At 67.0% G+C, this 15,443-nt stretch carries 14 protein-coding genes; 8 read left to right on the plus strand and 6 right to left on the minus strand.

Going from position 1 to position 15,443, the window contains the following annotated elements; genetic code table 11:
- The first annotated feature begins 89 nt into the window (after positions 1-89).
- Both RBT42_RS04175 and gshA read left to right on the plus strand, forming a co-directional pair.
- Positions 90-1,103: a DUF2804 domain-containing protein gene (locus RBT42_RS04175; protein WP_320362601.1), complete on the plus strand. Its 1,014-nt coding sequence runs from the start codon at positions 90-92 to the stop codon at positions 1,101-1,103.
- Positions 1,104-1,282: 179 nt separating this feature from the next.
- Positions 1,283-2,800 carry a glutamate--cysteine ligase gene (gene gshA / locus RBT42_RS04180; protein ID WP_320362602.1) on the plus strand — a complete coding sequence of 506 codons (1,518 nt, stop codon included), beginning with the start codon at positions 1,283-1,285 and terminating at the stop codon, positions 2,798-2,800.
- On the opposite strand, the gene RBT42_RS04185 is transcribed toward gshA, so the two are convergent.
- Genes RBT42_RS04185 through purN form a run of 3 tightly spaced genes read right to left on the minus strand, consistent with a single transcriptional unit; the run spans position 2,767 to position 5,458 of the window.
- Complete coding sequence (locus RBT42_RS04185) at positions 2,767-4,116, minus strand: leucine-rich repeat-containing protein kinase family protein (protein WP_320362603.1); 1,350 nt, start codon at positions 4,114-4,116, stop codon at positions 2,767-2,769. The two genes, gshA and RBT42_RS04185, sit on opposite strands and share 34 nt — an antisense overlap.
- 36 nt (positions 4,117-4,152) lie before the next feature.
- A complete protein-coding gene (locus RBT42_RS04190) occupies positions 4,153-4,782 on the minus strand; it encodes a glutathione S-transferase (protein WP_320362604.1) in 630 nt (209 codons plus the stop codon).
- Positions 4,783-4,825: 43 nt separating this feature from the next.
- The gene (gene purN, locus RBT42_RS04195; RefSeq protein ID WP_320362605.1) at positions 4,826-5,458 is read right to left on the minus strand and encodes a phosphoribosylglycinamide formyltransferase; all 633 of its coding nucleotides are present in this window, start codon (positions 5,456-5,458) and stop codon (positions 4,826-4,828) included.
- 66 nt (positions 5,459-5,524) lie between these two features.
- On the opposite strand from purN, the gene RBT42_RS04200 reads away from it, so the two are divergent.
- Both RBT42_RS04200 and RBT42_RS04205 read left to right on the plus strand, forming a co-directional pair.
- The gene (locus tag RBT42_RS04200; protein WP_320362606.1) at positions 5,525-6,871 is read left to right on the plus strand and encodes a tryptophan--tRNA ligase; all 1,347 of its coding nucleotides are present in this window, start codon (positions 5,525-5,527) and stop codon (positions 6,869-6,871) included.
- A 64-nt stretch (positions 6,872-6,935) separates the two neighbouring features.
- On the plus strand, positions 6,936-7,358 hold the full coding sequence (locus RBT42_RS04205; RefSeq protein ID WP_320362607.1) for a DUF1289 domain-containing protein: 423 nt from the start codon (positions 6,936-6,938) through the stop codon (positions 7,356-7,358).
- 16 nt (positions 7,359-7,374) lie between these two features.
- On the opposite strand, the gene ppk2 is transcribed toward RBT42_RS04205, so the two are convergent.
- Positions 7,375-8,277: a polyphosphate kinase 2 gene (gene ppk2, locus RBT42_RS04210; RefSeq protein WP_320362608.1), complete on the minus strand. Its 903-nt coding sequence runs from the start codon at positions 8,275-8,277 to the stop codon at positions 7,375-7,377.
- An 81-nt stretch (positions 8,278-8,358) separates the two neighbouring features.
- On the opposite strand from ppk2, the gene RBT42_RS04215 reads away from it, so the two are divergent.
- The 4 genes from RBT42_RS04215 to RBT42_RS04230 all read left to right on the plus strand — a co-directional run bounded on the left by RBT42_RS04215 (position 8,359) and on the right by RBT42_RS04230 (position 12,832).
- The gene (locus tag RBT42_RS04215; RefSeq protein ID WP_320362609.1) at positions 8,359-10,167 is read left to right on the plus strand and encodes a glutamine--tRNA ligase/YqeY domain fusion protein; all 1,809 of its coding nucleotides are present in this window, start codon (positions 8,359-8,361) and stop codon (positions 10,165-10,167) included.
- A 45-nt stretch (positions 10,168-10,212) separates the two neighbouring features.
- Positions 10,213-10,866, plus strand: a complete 654-nt coding sequence (locus RBT42_RS04220) for a cold shock and DUF1294 domain-containing protein (RefSeq protein WP_320362610.1) — start codon at positions 10,213-10,215, stop codon at positions 10,864-10,866.
- A gap of 54 nt (positions 10,867-10,920) precedes the next feature.
- Positions 10,921-11,337, plus strand: a complete 417-nt coding sequence (locus tag RBT42_RS04225) for a YbaN family protein (protein WP_320362611.1) — start codon at positions 10,921-10,923, stop codon at positions 11,335-11,337.
- Between the two features lie 118 nt (positions 11,338-11,455).
- Positions 11,456-12,832, plus strand: a complete 1,377-nt coding sequence (locus RBT42_RS04230; RefSeq protein WP_320362612.1) for a HAMP domain-containing sensor histidine kinase — start codon at positions 11,456-11,458, stop codon at positions 12,830-12,832.
- Positions 12,833-12,875: 43 nt separating this feature from the next.
- Here RBT42_RS04230 and RBT42_RS04235 read toward each other — a convergent pair whose 3' ends face one another.
- Both RBT42_RS04235 and ylqF read right to left on the minus strand, forming a co-directional pair.
- On the minus strand, positions 12,876-14,372 hold the full coding sequence (locus RBT42_RS04235; protein ID WP_320362613.1) for an NYN domain-containing protein: 1,497 nt from the start codon (positions 14,370-14,372) through the stop codon (positions 12,876-12,878).
- Positions 14,373-14,431: 59 nt separating this feature from the next.
- Entirely contained in the window at positions 14,432-15,412 is a 981-nt protein-coding gene (ylqF, locus tag RBT42_RS04240) for a ribosome biogenesis GTPase YlqF (RefSeq protein WP_320362614.1), read from the minus strand.
- Positions 15,413-15,443 lie beyond the last annotated feature (31 nt).

Here is a 15,443-nt window from a genome sequence, read left to right on the forward strand (position 1 = left end):
CGCATCTGAGGCGCAGCAGATCAACGGAAGCACATGAACAGGATCAAACGATGAACCCAGGGACACGCGCAGCGCCACCGCCCAGCCCCATGCCGTCCACATCCACGCACCAACTGCCCGCACCACCGCCTTCGGTCGTGCAGGCCGGGCAGGTCGCCACGGGACGTTATGCCGGCTGCATCCCATGCATCGACTGGTCGACCTTGTCGAGTACCCAGCAGCGCTCTGCCTGGTGGCACCGCTGTCACCACAAGCGTTGGCAGTACGTGGGGCTGGCGGCCGAAGACTGGTTCATCGGCCTGGCCATCGTGGACCTGGGCTGGGCCATGTCGGCGTTTGCCTATGTGTTCGATCGCCGGCACAAGCGGGTGGTGCTGGACTGGTCGCAAGATGGCTTGCCCAGACTGTCGGGCGGGGTGAGCGACCAGCCGGTGCAGGGGGGGCGGGCGCAGTTTCGCGGCATCGGGGCGGCTCTGCGCATCGAGCACGTCGCGCAGGCCACCCTATCGGTGCGGGTGAAGGCCGGCGGCTTGTGCCTCCAGGCGGATCTGGACCTGGGCCAGGCGCCCCCGTTCCTGTTGGCGGTGGGGCCGGTGCAAGGCGGGCTGGGACACGCCACACAGAAATCTCCCGGCTTGCAGGTGGATGGGTGGTTTGAATGGCAGGGCCAGCACCACAGCCTGCAAGGCGCCATCGGCAGCCTCGACAGCTCCAACGGCCTGCTGGCGCGGGACACCGCTTGGCGCTGGGCGAGTGCGCATGACCGCCGCCTGGGCTTCAACCTGCAGCAAGGCTATTTTGGCGAGCAGGAGAACGCACTGTGGCTGGACGGGACGCTGCGTCCCTTGGGCGCAGCACAGTTCGACTTCGATCCGGCGCAGCCCCTGAGCCCCTGGCGCATTCACACCGACGATGGTCTGCTCGACCTGCAGTTCCGTCCCGAGGGCGCCCGCCAAGATCGGCGCAACCTCGGGGTCGCGGCCAGCAGCTACATCCAGCCCGTGGGCACCTTTCACGGCTGGGTGCGCGCCGCACGCGATGAGCCCGCCATCCCCGTCGATGGCCTGCTGGGTGTGACCGAGGATCACCGCTCACGGTGGTGAGCCATCGTGCTACGCAAGGGCAGCGGCTAGGTCAAAACCGTCGGCATCGTCTTTGATGCAGGTCCAAAAAGGTCATTTCGCGCTGTCATGCACGTGTCGGCGGCTTGGCGCACAATCGGCGCCCGTGCAGCACCTTGTCGGGCGCTCACCTGTGTCGAGAGGAGAGGAATTTGCCCGAAATGACCTTGCATCAACGCTTGCGCACCCTGGATGGTGCACGCCTGCGCGGCATCCAGCGCGGCATCGAGAAGGAAGGCCTGCGCGTGGCGCCGGACGGCACGCTCGCGCACACGCCGCATCCGGTGGCGCTGGGCTCGGCCCTCACCCATCCGCACATCACCACCGACTTCAGCGAATCGCAGCTGGAGCTGGTGACCGGTGTGCATGATCGCGTCGACGACTGCATCAACGAGCTCACCACCATCCACCGCGTGGTGCTGCAGTCGCTGAGTGAGGAGTGCATGTGGGCCGCGAGCATGCCGGGTCGCTTGCCCGCTGATGCCGACATCCCGATTGGCCATTACGGCACCTCGAACGTGGGCCAGGCCAAGCGCGTGTACCGCCAGGGTCTGTCGCATCGCTACGGCTCGCGGATGCAGACCATCTCGGGCATCCACTACAACTGGTCCTTCCCCGGTGCCAGCAGTGCCGATTACTTTGGGCTGATCCGCAACTTCCGTCGCCACTCCTTCTTGCTGCTGGTGTTGTTTGGCGCCTCGCCCGCCGTGACCTCGGCGTTTGCCGCCGGTCAGCCGCACGGCCTGGACACCTTGAGCGATGCGACGCTGTACCTGCCTTACGCCACGTCCTTGCGCATGGGCCGCCTGGGTTACCAGAGCGATGCGCAATCGGCCCTGTGTGTGAGCTACAACGACCTGGAAGGCTACGCCAATTCGCTGCACGAAGCGTTGACCGTGCCATACCCGGCTTACGAGGCCATCGGCATCCGTGACGAGCAGGGTGGCTATCGCCAGCTGGCGACCAGCCTGTTGCAGATCGAAAACGAGTTCTACAGCACCATCCGTCCCAAGCGCGTGATCCGCAGTGGTGAGCGTCCCTTGCATGCCCTGCGCGAGCGCGGCGTGGAGTACGTGGAAGTGCGTTGCATGGACCTCAATCCCTTCCTGGATGTGGGCATCGACACGCACACGGCCCGGGTGCTGGATGTCTTCCTGACTCACGCGCTGCTGTCGGACAGTCCGCCCGACAGCCCCGAGGAGATCCGCACCCTGCAGGCCAACCACCTGTTGGCGGCGTCCCGTGGCCGTGAGCCGGGGCTGATGCTGCAACGCGACGGTCAGCCTGTCGGGCTGCGGGAGTGGGGGCTGGCCCTGCTCGACGAGGGCATGGCCGTGGCCGAAGCGCTGGACCAGGCCCAGGGCGGCGACGGGTATCAGGCTGCCTGGATCCAGGCGCGCCGGGACTTCCTGTCACCCGACACCTTGCCCTCGGCACGGGTGCTGGAAGCCATTCGCACGCAGCATGCCGGCCGCTTCGACGCCTTCGGCCTGGCCTGTTCGCAAGACGTGAAGCAGTCCCTGCTGGCTCAACCCTTGTCGGCGGCCGAGCAGGACCAATGGCGTGCGCAGGCGCAGGCTTCTCTGAGCGAGCAGGCCCAGATCGAAGCCGCCGACACGCTGGACTTCGAGACCTTCCGCCAGCGTTATGTGGACCCGGCCGGGCTGACGGTGGCCTGAGCCACCTCGCGCATCAGCGGGCGGGCGTGTGGGTTCGCGTCGGTGCAGCGTACATGCCATTGCGTCAGCGTCGCAAAACGCGGATCAGTCTGGTCGGCAGCGTCGACGCGTTGCAGCAATTCTTCCAGCAGGTGACCAAAGGCGAGTGTGTCCATGCGCTGCAGCGCGTGTGAGGTCGACGCCTGGGCGGGTTCGCGAGGCAGGAGGGACGCGGCGCCGAAGTCCCCGAGCACGGCCTGACCTGATGCGCGCCACAGGATGTTGTGCGCGTACAGATCGCCATGCAGGACGCCGCGCGCGTGCAGGTGCGCCGTCGCCGCGGCCATGCCCTGCGCGAGGCGCCAGGCGGTGTCCATCGACCAGCGTGCCTCGGATGCGTACACATCGCGGGTGCAGCTGTCCAGGCTGGGCGGGCCGGCCAGTGCGCGCCACTGTGCGTCTAGCTGCGGCATCACCAAGCCTCGCCGACCCTCGGGGTGGCCGTGCAGCACACCGTGCACCGGGATCAGATGCGGGTGGGCGCCAGCGCTCAGGCAAGCCTGCATTTCCTGGTCCGGCAGGCCGTCGCTGGTCAGCGCGCCTTTGAAGAGCTTCACCGCGACAGCCTCGCTGGCGATCGGGTTGCTGTCCGCGCCCGCGCGCTGCCAGGTGGCCGCATGGATGTGGCCCGAAGCGCCTTCGCCCAGCAACGCACCCAGCGACAGGGCCGACCAGGGAATCTCGGGCCATGACGCGGTGGCCGAGTCCGGTGAGGGCTCGCAGGGGTTGCCGCCGTAGGCCAGCCAGGCCAGTTTGGGCAAGCTCAGCAACCAGCTGGGCAAGGTGTGGATGTCGTTGGCCGAGATCCGCAGCAGACCCAGTTGCTGGCAAGCCGCCATGCTCTCGGGCAGGGTGCGCAAGCGGTTGCCCGCCAAGGCCACCTTTTCCAGACCGGCGCACCGGCCGATCGAGCCGGGTAGCGTCTCGATCTCGTTGGCCGTGAGGATCAGCCAGCGCAGCGTGGGTGGCAGGGCCGAGGCCGGCACATGGCGAATGCGGTTGGACTTGAAGCCCACCATGCGCAGGCTGGCGTGGGCGCCCAGGTGCTCGGGCACTTCGGTGAAGTCGTTGTCGGAGCAGAACAGCACCTTCAGGCGCTGCAGGCGGCTCAGGTCGGGCAACTCGCGCAGGCGGTTGTTGCTGAGGTTGAGCACCTCCAGCGTGTCGGCCAGGGCGAACACCTCTTCGGGCAGCTGGGTCAGACCGCACGACAGATCGAGTCGGGTGATGCCGGCCAGTTGGCCTGCGCGCAGTCGGTTCAGGGTGTCGATGGACATGGTGGGGGCGTGAGCAGGGCTGATCCCGGGGGGCGATCAAGCCGGCGCCGGGTGATTCGCCGGCTTGGCCATCACCGTGGCAAACAGGGGCAGGTCCAGGCCGCGTTGCAGCCAGGCGCGCAGGGCGGGCAAGGCCGGGGTGGCATCGAACCAGGCGCGGTCCACCTGGGCAAACTGGCGCACAAAGGGCAGCAGGGCCATGTCGGCCAGCGAGCAGCGGGTGCCGAACAGCCAGGGCTGGCTGTGCAACCGGGCTTCCAGGTTGGCCAGGTGGGTGCGCACGGCCTCGTCGCGCCAGTCAGCCGCCGAGCGTTCCGGATGCCGCTCGGCGTACTTGTAGCGGTCGAGCAGCGGTTTGAACGGGCCGTCGTTGCGGGCGATCAGGGCCAGCATGGCTTCCATCGGGGCGGCTTGCAGCCAGCCGTCCGGGTCGTGCTGTGCCAGGGCCCAGCGCATGATGTCCAGACTTTGCTCCAGCACCGTGCCGTCGGGCAAACACAGCACGGGCACCGTGCCCTTAGGCGACAGTCGCAGCAACTCGGCCGGTTTGTCGCGCAGCGACACCTCGTGCACCTGCACGGCGACGCCCGCTTGCCACAGTGCCAGGCGGGCACGGATGGCGTAAGGGCAGCGCCGGTATGAGAACAGAAGGGGCGGGGCGCTCATGGCATCCGAGGCCGTGGCCCGAGGGGCGCGGCCGTCACACAGCTCAACCGCCCCAGCGCACCTGCGTGGCACCTTGGCGCTGGCGCACCACGCCGTCGTTCACGCTCAACTGGTCTTCCACCAGCCAGCGCACGGCCTGCGGGTAAATGACGTGTTCGTGCGTCAGCACACGCGCCGACAGGCTGTCTTCGGTGTCGTCGGCCAGCACCGGCACGGCGGCCTGCAGCACGATCGGGCCGTGGTCCAGCTCGGGCGTCACGAAGTGCACGGTGGCGCCGGCCAGCTTGCAACCCGCCTCGATGGCACGTTGGTGCGTGTGCAGGCCGGGGAAGGCCGGCAGCAGCGAGGGGTGGATGTTGAGCAGGCGGCCTTCGTAGTGGCGCACGAAACCTTCAGTCAGGATGCGCATGAAGCCGGCCAGCACCACCACATCGGGCTGGTAGCCATCGATCACGCGGGCCAGTTCGGCATCGAAGGCCTCGCGGCTGTCAAAGGCCTTGTGGTCGACCACGGCGGTGGCGATGCCCTGCGCAGCCGCAAACTGCAGGCCGCTGGCCGAGGCCTTGTTGCTGATCACCGCCGCGATGCGGGCAGGCCAGCCCTCACGCTGGCAGGCGTTGACGATGGCTTCCATGTTGGAGCCGCGGCCGGAGATCAGGATGACGATGTTTTTCATGCGGCCTAGAGTGTAGCGGGGGCGTCCTACAATTTGCCCCTTGTCCTGTCCTTCGTCTGCGCTCTCATGACCCAACGCGTTCTCACCGGCATCACCACCACGGGTACCCCTCACCTGGGCAACTACGTCGGCGCCATCCGGCCGGCCATTGCGGCCAGCCGCGAGCTGGGGGTCGAGAGCTTCTTCTTCCTGGCCGACTACCACGCGCTCATCAAGTGCGACGACCCGGCTCGCATCGCCCGTTCGCGTCTGGAAATCGCCGCCACCTGGCTGGCCGCGGGCCTGGACACCGAGCGCGTGACCTTCTACGCCCAGAGCGACATCCCCGAGATCACCGAACTGAACTGGCTGCTGACCTGCGTGACCGCCAAGGGCCAGATGAACCGCGCCCACGCCTACAAGGCCTCGGTGGACGCCAACGTGGCCAAAGACGAAGATCCGGACGCCAACATCACCATGGGGCTGTACTGCTACCCCATCCTGATGGCGGCGGACATCCTGATGTTCAACGCCCACCGCGTGCCCGTCGGCCGTGACCAGATCCAGCACATCGAGATGGCGCGCGACGTGGCGATGCGCTTCAACCACCTTTACGGTGGTGGCAAAGACCTGTTCGTGCTGCCCGAGGCCGAGATCGAAGACGCCGTGGCGACCCTGCCAGGGCTGGACGGCCGCAAGATGAGCAAGAGCTACGACAACACCGTGCCCTTGTTCGAAGGCGGCCCCAAGGCGCTGCAACACGCCGTGGCTCGCATCGTCACCGACTCGAAGCTGCCCGGCGAGCCCAAGGACCCCGAAGGCGCCCACCTCGTCACCCTGTTCGACGCCTTTGCCGACGCCGCCCAGCGCGAGGCTTTTCGCGCCGACCTGCGTGCCGGCCTGGCCTGGGGCGAGGCCAAGCAGCGTCTGGTGGACCTGATCGAGGCCCATGTGGGCCCGATGCGCGCCCGCTATGCCGAGCTGGTGGCCCATCCCGAGCAGATCGAGGCCGTGCTGCAAGCCGGCGCCGACAAGGCCCGTGCACGCGCCACGCCCTTCCTCAAAGAGCTGCGCCATGCCGTGGGCCTGCGCCGCATGGTGGCTTCGGCAGCCGTCGAGGCCAAGACCGGCCCCGCGCACAAGGCCGAGTTGGCCGTGTTCAAGCAATACCGCGAGGCCGATGGCCAGTTCTACTTCAAGCTGACCACCGCCCACGGTGACCTGCTGCTGCAAAGCCAGGCCTTTGCCGAAGGCCGTGTGGCCGGCGGCTGGGTCAAACGCTTCAAGACCGAAGGCGCTGCGCCTTTGGCCGAAGCCCCCGTGAGCCTGGCCGAAGGCGTCAGCCGCGAAGCCGTTGAGGCCGCGCTGGCTGCGTTGCAAGCCCATGAGGCCGAAGAGCAGGCCGCCAAGGCGAGCAAGGCGGCCCAGGCCTGAGGGCTGGGTGACCGCTGAGTCGACTGCCTTGTGACCTCTTGAGCCGCTGCTGAACGCTGTCGCCATGGCTGGCATCTACCGCACCGACATCGAGGCTGCGCTGCAATGGTGGCGCGGCCGCGAGGTGCCGGTCGCAGGTTGGACGCCGCAGGATGCGGTGGCCCAGTTGAGCACCTTGCTGGCGCTGCTCGACCGCCATCAGGAAGTGGAATGCGACGAGGCCAGCATGCCTGCGCACTTCCGCGACCCGTGGCTGGCCTGGTACGACAGCCTGCCCGACACCCCCTGCATCGCCATCTGCTCGACCAGCCAGGGCGATGCGTTGTGCAAGGGCTGCGGCCGCACCTTTGCCGAGGTGCAGCACTGGCCCGAGATGAGCCCGGCCGAGAAGCGCGCCACCTGGCGCCGCATCACCGCCGAAGGCACGGCCTGGCGCTTCAACCGCTACGCCGAGCGCGCACAGGAGCGGGCCAAGCCGCAGCGGTGATCCACGGGGCGACGCTTCAGTCCACCGACTTCGGCAGCTTGAACGGCGGGATCGGCTTCAAAGGTCCGCTGAAGGACTCATGGGCGGGTTCGCCCGGCAGCGGCGGGAACTCGATGGTCTGCTCGGGCACCTGGGTGTCCGGCAGATGGTCCAGCAAATGACGGATCAGGGTCAGACGACCCAGACGCTGGTCATTGAAGTCCACCAGCGTCCACGGGGCCTGCTTGGTGTGGGTGGCCTCCAGCATGCGGTCGCGCGCGCGGCCATAGTCTTCGTACTTCTCGCGTGCCACCAGGTCAATCGGTGACAGCTTCCAGCGCTTGAGCGGGTCTTCGCGGCGCTCGGCAAAGCGTTCTTCCTGCTGGGCCTGGTCCACGGTGAGCCAGTACTTGAATAGCAAGATGCCGTCGTCCACCAGCAGTTGCTCGAACACTGGGGCCTGCTTGAAAAAGCGTTCCGTGTCCTGAGGCTTGCAAAAGCCCATCACGGTTTCGACACCGGGCCGGTTGTACCAGCTGCGGTCAAACAGGGTGATCTGTCCGGCGCTGGGCAGGTGGGGCACATAGCGCTGGAAGTACCACTGCCCCTGCTCGTCTTCCGACGGCTTGCTCAGCGCCACCACATGGCACTGACGCGGGCTCAGACAATCAGCCATCGCGTTGATGGCGCCGCCCTTGCCGGCCGTGTCGCGTCCCTCAAAGATCACGACCAGGCGTTTGCCGTGGTGGGCCAGCCAGCGGGCCATGCCGTTGAGCTCGATCTGAAGGGGCTCCAGCAGGGCCTCGTAATCCTTCTTGCTCAAGCCACTCGCGGCCTTGCCGTTCTTGCCGACCGGGCCATCGTCTTTGCCGCCGGCCTGGCTGTCGCCCTTGGCTTTGTTCTTGCCCTTGTCCTTACCGTTGTTTTTGCCGTTGCCCATGGTGGTCTAGAGTGCAGGTGAACAGGCTTTCCTTATAGCGCGCATGGCCGCATCTGACCAGCGGCCCCGTAGAATCGAGGAATGAACGCCCCGACCGACGACACCACTTCCGCCAAGACCAGCAATTTCCTGCGCGCGATCATCGACCGCGATCTGGAGCAGGGCACCTACGCCAGCCGTCGCTGGGCCGGCACCCCGGGCGATGCCGCCCACCACGCGGCCGGCGAGCCCGACCCGGCCAAGATCCGCACCCGTTTTCCGCCTGAGCCGAATGGCTACCTGCACATCGGCCACGCCAAGAGCATCTGCCTGAACTTCGGGCTGGCGCGTGACTATGGCGGCGTCTGCCACCTGCGTTTCGACGACACCAACCCCGAGAAGGAAGAGACGGAATATGTCAACGCCATCATCGACGCGGTGAAGTGGCTGGGTTTCGAGTGGTCCTCGAACTTCAACGGTCAGCCGCAAGAGCACCTGTACTACGCCAGCAACTACTTCGACTTCATGTACCGCGCCGCCGAGTACCTGATCGAAGCCGGCTTGGCCTATGTCGACGAGCAGACGCCCGAAGAGATGCGCGCCAACCGCGGTGACTTCTCCACGCCGGGCAAGGACAGCCCTTTCCGCAGCCGCACACCGGCCGAGAACCTGGCGCGCTTTCGCGAGATGCGCGATGGGCAGCACGCCGACGGCAGCATGGTCTTGCGTGCCAAGATCGACATGGCCTCGCCCAACATCAACCTGCGTGACCCGGCCATCTACCGCATCCGCCGTGCCACGCACCACAACACGGGCGACAAGTGGTGCATCTACCCGATGTACACCTTCGCGCACCCCATTGAGGACGCGCTCGAGCAGATCACCCATTCGATCTGCACGCTCGAATTCGAAGACCAGCGCCCCTTCTACGACTGGCTGCTGGCGCGTCTGGCCGAAGGTGGTTTGCTGCAGCAGCCTACGCCGCACCAGTACGAGTTCGCCCGCCTGAACCTCACCTACGTCATCACCAGCAAGCGCAAGCTCAAGCAACTGGTGGACGAGGGCACGGTGAGCGGCTGGGATGACCCGCGCATGCCCACCATCGTGGGCCTGCGTCGCCGTGGCTACACGCCCGAGTCGCTGCAGCTGTTTGCCGAGCGCATCGGTGTGACCAAGTCGGACAGCTGGATCGACTACAGCACCCTGGACATCGCCCTGCGTGACGACCTGGAAAGCAAAGCCCACCGTGGCATGGTCGTGCTCGACCCGGTCAAGCTGACCCTGACCAACTGGGACGAGGTGATGGGCGCTGGTTACCTGGAGCCTTGCGCGCTGCCCGCGCTGCCGCACCCGCCCGAAGGCCAGGAAGCCCCGACGCGTCACTTCACGATCGGCAAGGAAGTCTGGATCGAGCGTGAGGACTTTGAAGAGGTGCCGCCCAAGGGCTACAAGCGCCTGTTCCCTGGCAACAAGGTGCGCCTGAAGGGCGGCTACGTCATCGAGTGCACCGGCTGCGTCAAGGACGCTGACGGCCGTGTCACCGAGGTGCTGGCCACTGTCGTGCCCGACACCAAGAGCGGCACCCCCGGCGCTGACTCGGTCAAGGTCAAGGCCGCCATCACCTGGGTGGGCGTGGCCGATGGGGTCGCCGCCGAAGTGCGCGTCTACGACCGTCTGTTCACCGACCCGCAGCCTGACGCCGGTGGCAAGGACTTCCTGGCCGCGCTGAACCCGGACAGCAAGAAGGTGGTCACGGCCTACGTCGAGCCCTCGCTGGCTGCGGCGCTGCCCGATCAGAAGTTCCAGTTTGAGCGCCACGGCTACTTCGTGGCCGATCGCCTGGACCACCAGCCCGGCAAGCCCGTGTTCAACAAGATCACCGGCCTGAAGGACGGCAACTGGGCCAAGTGACCCGGATCTGACACCATCCCAGGGGCTTCGGCCCCTTTTTGCATCATGAACAAGACAGGCAGAGTGATCCGCTGGGAGGCGGACCGTGGCTTCGGTTTCATCGAAGGCGCGGCGGGGACGCAGGATGTGTTCTTCCATGTGAAGGACGTGCCGCGAGGCTGGACACCGCAGGTGGGGCAGGTTGTGAGCTACGAGCTGGTCCATGTCGGCGGCAAGGGCCCGCGCGCCGTGGCGGTGCAAGCGCAGGTGCCCCGTTCGGGTGGGCGTGTGGCGACGCCGAAGTCGGCGGCGGCACCGCGTCGCGATCGTGTCGAGGTCCGGGCGCCAGCGCCCAAGGACCCGTGGCTGGCGCCGGTCCTGCTTGCGGCCCTGCTGTGGGGCACCGTGCTGGCCTGGGCCAGTCTGACCCAGCGCTTGCCCACCTGGGTGGTGCCGGCATGGCTGGCCCTCAATGCCTGGACCTTTGTCGTCTACTGGCGTGACAAGTGGGCGGCGCAGAAGGGTCGATGGCGCACCCCGGAGAACACCTTGCACCTGTGGAGCCTGCTGGGCGGCTGGCCTGGGGCGCGGATGGCGCAGCAGGTGCTGCGTCACAAATCGCGCAAGGAGGCGTTCCAGACCCTGTACTGGGTCACGGTGTTCGTCCATGTGGCCGGCGGGGTCGGCTTGCTGTCCCAGAGCATCGTCGTGCTGCGCTGAGCCTGCGGGCGGGCTGCGCACGGCTTGCCCCGTGGCTGGGTCACAATGCCCGACATGTCCACGCCTGAGTCCGCCCTGTCATCGGATCGCCTGTCGGCCCGCGTGCGCCTGAAACGCACCCTGCTGGTGGGGGCGGGGTTGCTCTCGCTGGTGCTCGGTTTGCTGGGTGCCGTGCTCCCCGGTCTGCCCACCACGCCCTTCGTGTTGCTGGCCGCCGCCTGTTTTGCCAAGGCATCGCCGCGCTTGCACCAGTGGTTGGTGCAGCACCGCTGGCTGGGCCCGATGGTGCGCGACTGGGAGGCCCACCACACCTTGCCGCTGCGCATCAAATGGCTGGCCTCCGGGATGATGGCTTTGATGGTGGGCGTGTCGGCCTGGCAACTGGCCGAGCGGCCTGGGGTGCAGGTGGCGGTGTTGATCGCTGGCCTGATCGGCTGTTTCGTCGTCTGGCGTATTCCCACCCGGTCTTGAGGTCTGCGGGTTTTCCAGTGCGACGGCATCCCCCATTCGGGTGGGGTGCGAGGGGAAAACCGGGCGGTTGGCGCAAAGAATGCGTGGACACTGCCTGTCTGAATTCCTCGGTCACAGCATGCCTCCATTGACGTTCTCGGAAGGTTTCGCGATTGCCGCCGGCTTGGTGCAGTTGTTCGTCGCCGCAGTTTTTTTACGTTTTCGCCACGGCCGTCCGGAATGGGGGTTGGGTTGGTGGGGCGTCACCTATCTGGCCGCCGGCATCATGAACACCGGCGCGCCGGTGCTGCTGGCCGCCATGCATTCGCCACTGGGGGACGGGTTTCAGCTGCTCTACCTGGTGCTGGGCGTCTCGGCCATGGGGACACTGGTGGCCGGTGGTCGCCTGTACACGGGCCATCCGAAGCCCGGCCCCTGGGTCGCCTTCGGTCTGACCTGGCTGGCCTACCTGGCCTTGATCTCGGCGCGTTCCTTGTGGCAGGGCTGGGAGAACCTCGTGGCCAATGCGTTCACCGGGCTCCTCTTTGCCTATCTGGGCTACCTGAGCCTCGGTGCGATGCGTCGCGAGCCCGGGGCGGGGCATGGCATCGCGGCGGCCATGTTGTGTCTCTACATTCCCTTGGTCGCTGGCGCGTTCGCCCTGGGCTTCAACCAGATCGAACTGAGGTATTGGTCGGCCGTGCCTTTTGCGCTGGCCGGCCTGGGCGTGATGTCGGGCACCATGGGGCGCATGCGTGCCCACCTACGTGACCTCAATGAGTCGCTGGAGCAGCGGGTGATGGGCCGCACCCGCGAGATGCGCGAGATCATCGCCTCGCTCGAATCCTTCAACAGCATGGTGTCGCATGACCTGCGGGGCCCTCTGGGCGGCATGTCGGGCCTGTCGGCCGTGGCCTTGTCCGCGCTGGAAGAGGGGGACATCCCGCGCGCCCGGCGCCTGTTCGAAGCCGTTCAGAAGCAGTCGGTCAACCTGTCCGAACTGGTGTCGGACCTCCTCGCGCTGGCACGCGTCGCCAACGTCGAGGTGCGCACTCAACCGGTCGCCTTGGCGACCCTGGTCGAGGAGTCTGTGCAACAGCTGGAGCTGTCCCACGGCGAGGGCCATGCCCGGCCGCTGCAGGTGGCCCCCTTGCCGGTGGTGCGGGGCGACAAGGCCTTATTGCGTCAGGCCCTGATCAACCTGCTGGGTAATGCCCTGAAGTTTTCGCGCCGGGCGGCCCAGCCGCAGGTGCGGGTGTGGGCCGAGACGCACGACGGCGGGGTGAAGGTGACCGTGCAGGACAACGGCGTGGGCTTTGATGCGGCCCGTCGCGCGGATCTGTTTGCGCCCTTCAAGCGCCTGCACGAGGACCGCGACTTCGAGGGCACCGGCCTGGGGCTGACGCTGGTGCAGCGCATCGTGGCCCGACACGGTGGCCGTGTCGGTGCTGAGAGTCAGGTCGGGCAGGGCGCCACGTTCTGGTTCTGGCTGCCGGACACCGAGTCGACCACCTGAAGGGACTGGGGGGGCCTTCAGGGCTCCCCACTTCCCCTGAACATCACGCGTCTTCGCTGGGCGTGCTGGTCTTGCGCGCACGCGGGGCGGCCTTCTTGGCCGGCGCCCGTCGGGCTTTCTTGGCTGCGGGTGCAGATTTGGGCGCGGTGGCGGTGTCGGGCGCTGCGGCGGGCGCAGAGGCCACCTCGGTCACCACGGGCGCGGCTTCAGGCGCCGCGGCACGCGGGGCTTCGGTGGTGGCTGCGTCCGCCTTGCTGTGACGTGCTGTCGTGCTGCCGCGTCCACCCCGGCTGCGGCGACGCGCCTCGCCCGCTTCCCCGGCGCCAGATACTGGCTCCGCAGGGGGGCTGAGGACTGGCTCGGCGGCCTTGGGGGCCTCGTTCACGAGCGTTGCGGGAGCGGCCACAGGCGCCTCAGCCTGAGCGGATGCTGGGGCGGCTGTCGGCGCGGCTTCGCGTGACGCGTTCCGAGTGCCGTCCCCGGCCTCACCGCGCTCACGGTCACGGCCACGTCCGCCACGGCGACGCCCGCGTCCTTCGCCCTCGCGTGCGCCGGTGCGCCCGGCTTCGGCCTGCGGTTCACGCCCCGAGGCGGAGGCCACTTCGGCAGGGGGGGCACCCTCGTCGGCCTGGTCGGCCGTTGCGAGGTCAGGGTGGCCGTTCTCCGCCAAATCCTCGGCCAGGGCTTCGGGGCTCACCACCTCGGGCAGGGCGATCAGGCCGGTGCCACGGAACACGAACGCGCTCGATTTTTCATCGCGGCCAAACTCCAGCAGGCCACGGGCCTTGGCCTCTTCCAGCAGGTTGCCGAAAGTGCGAAAGCCGTAGTAGTTCTCGTTGAAGCCGGGGTTGCGGCGCTTGATGGCTTCCTTGAGCACCGAGGCCCAGATCTTGCCGCCTTCGTCGCGGTCGGTGACCAGCGCTTCGTAGGTTTCCAGCGCCATCTCCACCGCCTTTGTGCGGCGGGCGTCGAGCTCGGCGCGACGGCGTTGCTCTTCCTCGGGCGTGCGCTTGACCGCGGGCTGGTTGTTGCGCGTGTTGCGGCGTGCGTCCACGCGGGCGCTCTCACGCACCAGGTCGTCGTAGTAGATGAACTCGTCGCAGTTGGCCGTCAGCAGGTCGGAGGTGGACTGCTTGACGCCCACGCCGATCACGTACTTGGCGTTCTCACGCAGCTTGGACACCAGCGGCGAGAAGTCCGAGTCACCGGAGATGATGACGAAGGTGTTGACGTGCGACTTGGTGTAGCAGAGGTCGAGCGCATCCACCACCAGGCGGATGTCGGCCGAGTTCTTGCCCGACTGGCGCACGTGCGGGATCTCGATCAGCTCGAAGTTGGCCTCGTGCATGGCGGCCTTGAAGCCCTTGTAGCGCTCCCAGTCGCAATAGGCTTTCTTGACGACGATGCTGCCCTTGAGCAGCAGGCGTTCGAGCACGCGCTTGATGTCGAACTTTTCGTAGTTGGCATCGCGCACGCCGAGGGCGACGTTCTCGAAGTCGCAAAACAGCGCCATGCTGATGTGTTCAGGGGTGGAAGCCATGAAGGTCCTTGTATGGGTGGATCAGGAAATGAGCCTCTGGCAGATCGCCAATGGAAGGCTCACTCCTCGTCGTCGGTTTCGTTGGATGTGTCGGCGGGCGCAGCGGTAGCCGGGCCCTTTTTCTTCTTCTGCAGGCGCGCGGCCTTCTTGCGTTGCCGCTCGGCTTCGAGCACCTGGCCTTCGGCCCACCACACCTCGAACTCCTCGGGGGTTTCCAGCGTGATGCGGCCCATGATCGAACTGCGGAAGTCGTTGAGCACGATCTCGGCGGCCTTGGTCAGGTTGACGCGGCCGCCGCTCATGACGGCACCGCGCTTGCGCCCGATGAGTTCCAGCAGCACATCGTCGTGCATGCCGGGAATGGCGCTGGCGTCGTCGAGCTTGTAGCGTGCGGCCAGCAGGTCAGGGTAAGGGCCTTTGAGGCTGCGCAGCAACTCCAGCGCCACCTCTTCCTCGTCGTAGGCGTTGCGGCCCACGGCGCCGCTGGCGGCCAGGTGGTAGCCGCTGCGCTCCACCGTGATCTTGGGCCACAGCATGCCGGGCGTATCGAACAGGTAGAAGTCGCTGGCCAGGTTGATGCGCTGCTCGATGCGGGTCACGCCGGCTTCGTCGCCGGTCTTGGCGGCTTTCTTGCCCACCAGGGTGTTCATCAGAGTGGACTTGCCCACGTTGGGGATGCCGCAGATCAGCACGCGCAAGGGCTTGTCCATGCCGCCGCGGTTGGGCGCCAGTTCCCGACAGGCCTTGATCAGGCGCTGCGCCGGGGCGGTGTCGCTCGCGTCCAGCGAGATGGCACGCGTTTCGGGCTGGGCGTTGTACCAGGCCAGCCAGGCTTCGGTGCGCACCGGGTCGGCCAGGTCCTGCTTGTTGAGCACCTTGAGCTTGCGGCGGTTGCCGGTGAGTTCGGCCAGCATGGGGTTGGCGCTGGAGCCGGGCAGACGGGCGTCGAGCAACTCGATCACCACGTCGATGTCCTTCATGCGCTCGGTGATGGCTTTCTTGGTCACGTTCATGTGACCTGGGAACCATTGGATGGCCATCGGTGTGGGGCTTTCTGCTTGTGTTCTTGTT

Origin of the sequence: Aquabacterium sp., assembly GCF_034003525.1 — a bacterium.
Lineage (GTDB): Bacteria > Pseudomonadota > Gammaproteobacteria > Burkholderiales > Burkholderiaceae_C > Aquabacterium.

Excerpts from the sequence above, each read along its gene's own strand:
- purN (WP_320362605.1), bottom strand. The coding sequence starts at position 5,458 with ATGAAAAACATCGTCATCCTGATCTCCGGCCGCGGCTCCAACATGGAA.
- ylqF (WP_320362614.1), bottom strand. The coding sequence starts at position 15,412 with ATGGCCATCCAATGGTTCCCAGGTCACATGAACGTGACCAAGAAAGCC.
- gshA (WP_320362602.1), top strand. The coding sequence starts at position 1,283 with ATGACCTTGCATCAACGCTTGCGCACCCTGGATGGTGCACGCCTGCGC.
- RBT42_RS04220 (WP_320362610.1), top strand. The coding sequence starts at position 10,213 with ATGAACAAGACAGGCAGAGTGATCCGCTGGGAGGCGGACCGTGGCTTC.
- RBT42_RS04190 (WP_320362604.1), bottom strand. The coding sequence starts at position 4,782 with ATGAGCGCCCCGCCCCTTCTGTTCTCATACCGGCGCTGCCCTTACGCC.
- RBT42_RS04235 (WP_320362613.1), bottom strand. The coding sequence starts at position 14,372 with ATGGCTTCCACCCCTGAACACATCAGCATGGCGCTGTTTTGCGACTTC.
- RBT42_RS04205 (WP_320362607.1), top strand. The coding sequence starts at position 6,936 with ATGGCTGGCATCTACCGCACCGACATCGAGGCTGCGCTGCAATGGTGG.
- RBT42_RS04225 (WP_320362611.1), top strand. The coding sequence starts at position 10,921 with ATGTCCACGCCTGAGTCCGCCCTGTCATCGGATCGCCTGTCGGCCCGC.
- RBT42_RS04200 (WP_320362606.1), top strand. The coding sequence starts at position 5,525 with ATGACCCAACGCGTTCTCACCGGCATCACCACCACGGGTACCCCTCAC.
- ppk2 (WP_320362608.1), bottom strand. The coding sequence starts at position 8,277 with ATGGGCAACGGCAAAAACAACGGTAAGGACAAGGGCAAGAACAAAGCC.
- RBT42_RS04215 (WP_320362609.1), top strand. The coding sequence starts at position 8,359 with ATGAACGCCCCGACCGACGACACCACTTCCGCCAAGACCAGCAATTTC.
- RBT42_RS04175 (WP_320362601.1), top strand. The coding sequence starts at position 90 with ATGCCGTCCACATCCACGCACCAACTGCCCGCACCACCGCCTTCGGTC.
- RBT42_RS04230 (WP_320362612.1), top strand. The coding sequence starts at position 11,456 with ATGCCTCCATTGACGTTCTCGGAAGGTTTCGCGATTGCCGCCGGCTTG.
- RBT42_RS04185 (WP_320362603.1), bottom strand. The coding sequence starts at position 4,116 with ATGTCCATCGACACCCTGAACCGACTGCGCGCAGGCCAACTGGCCGGC.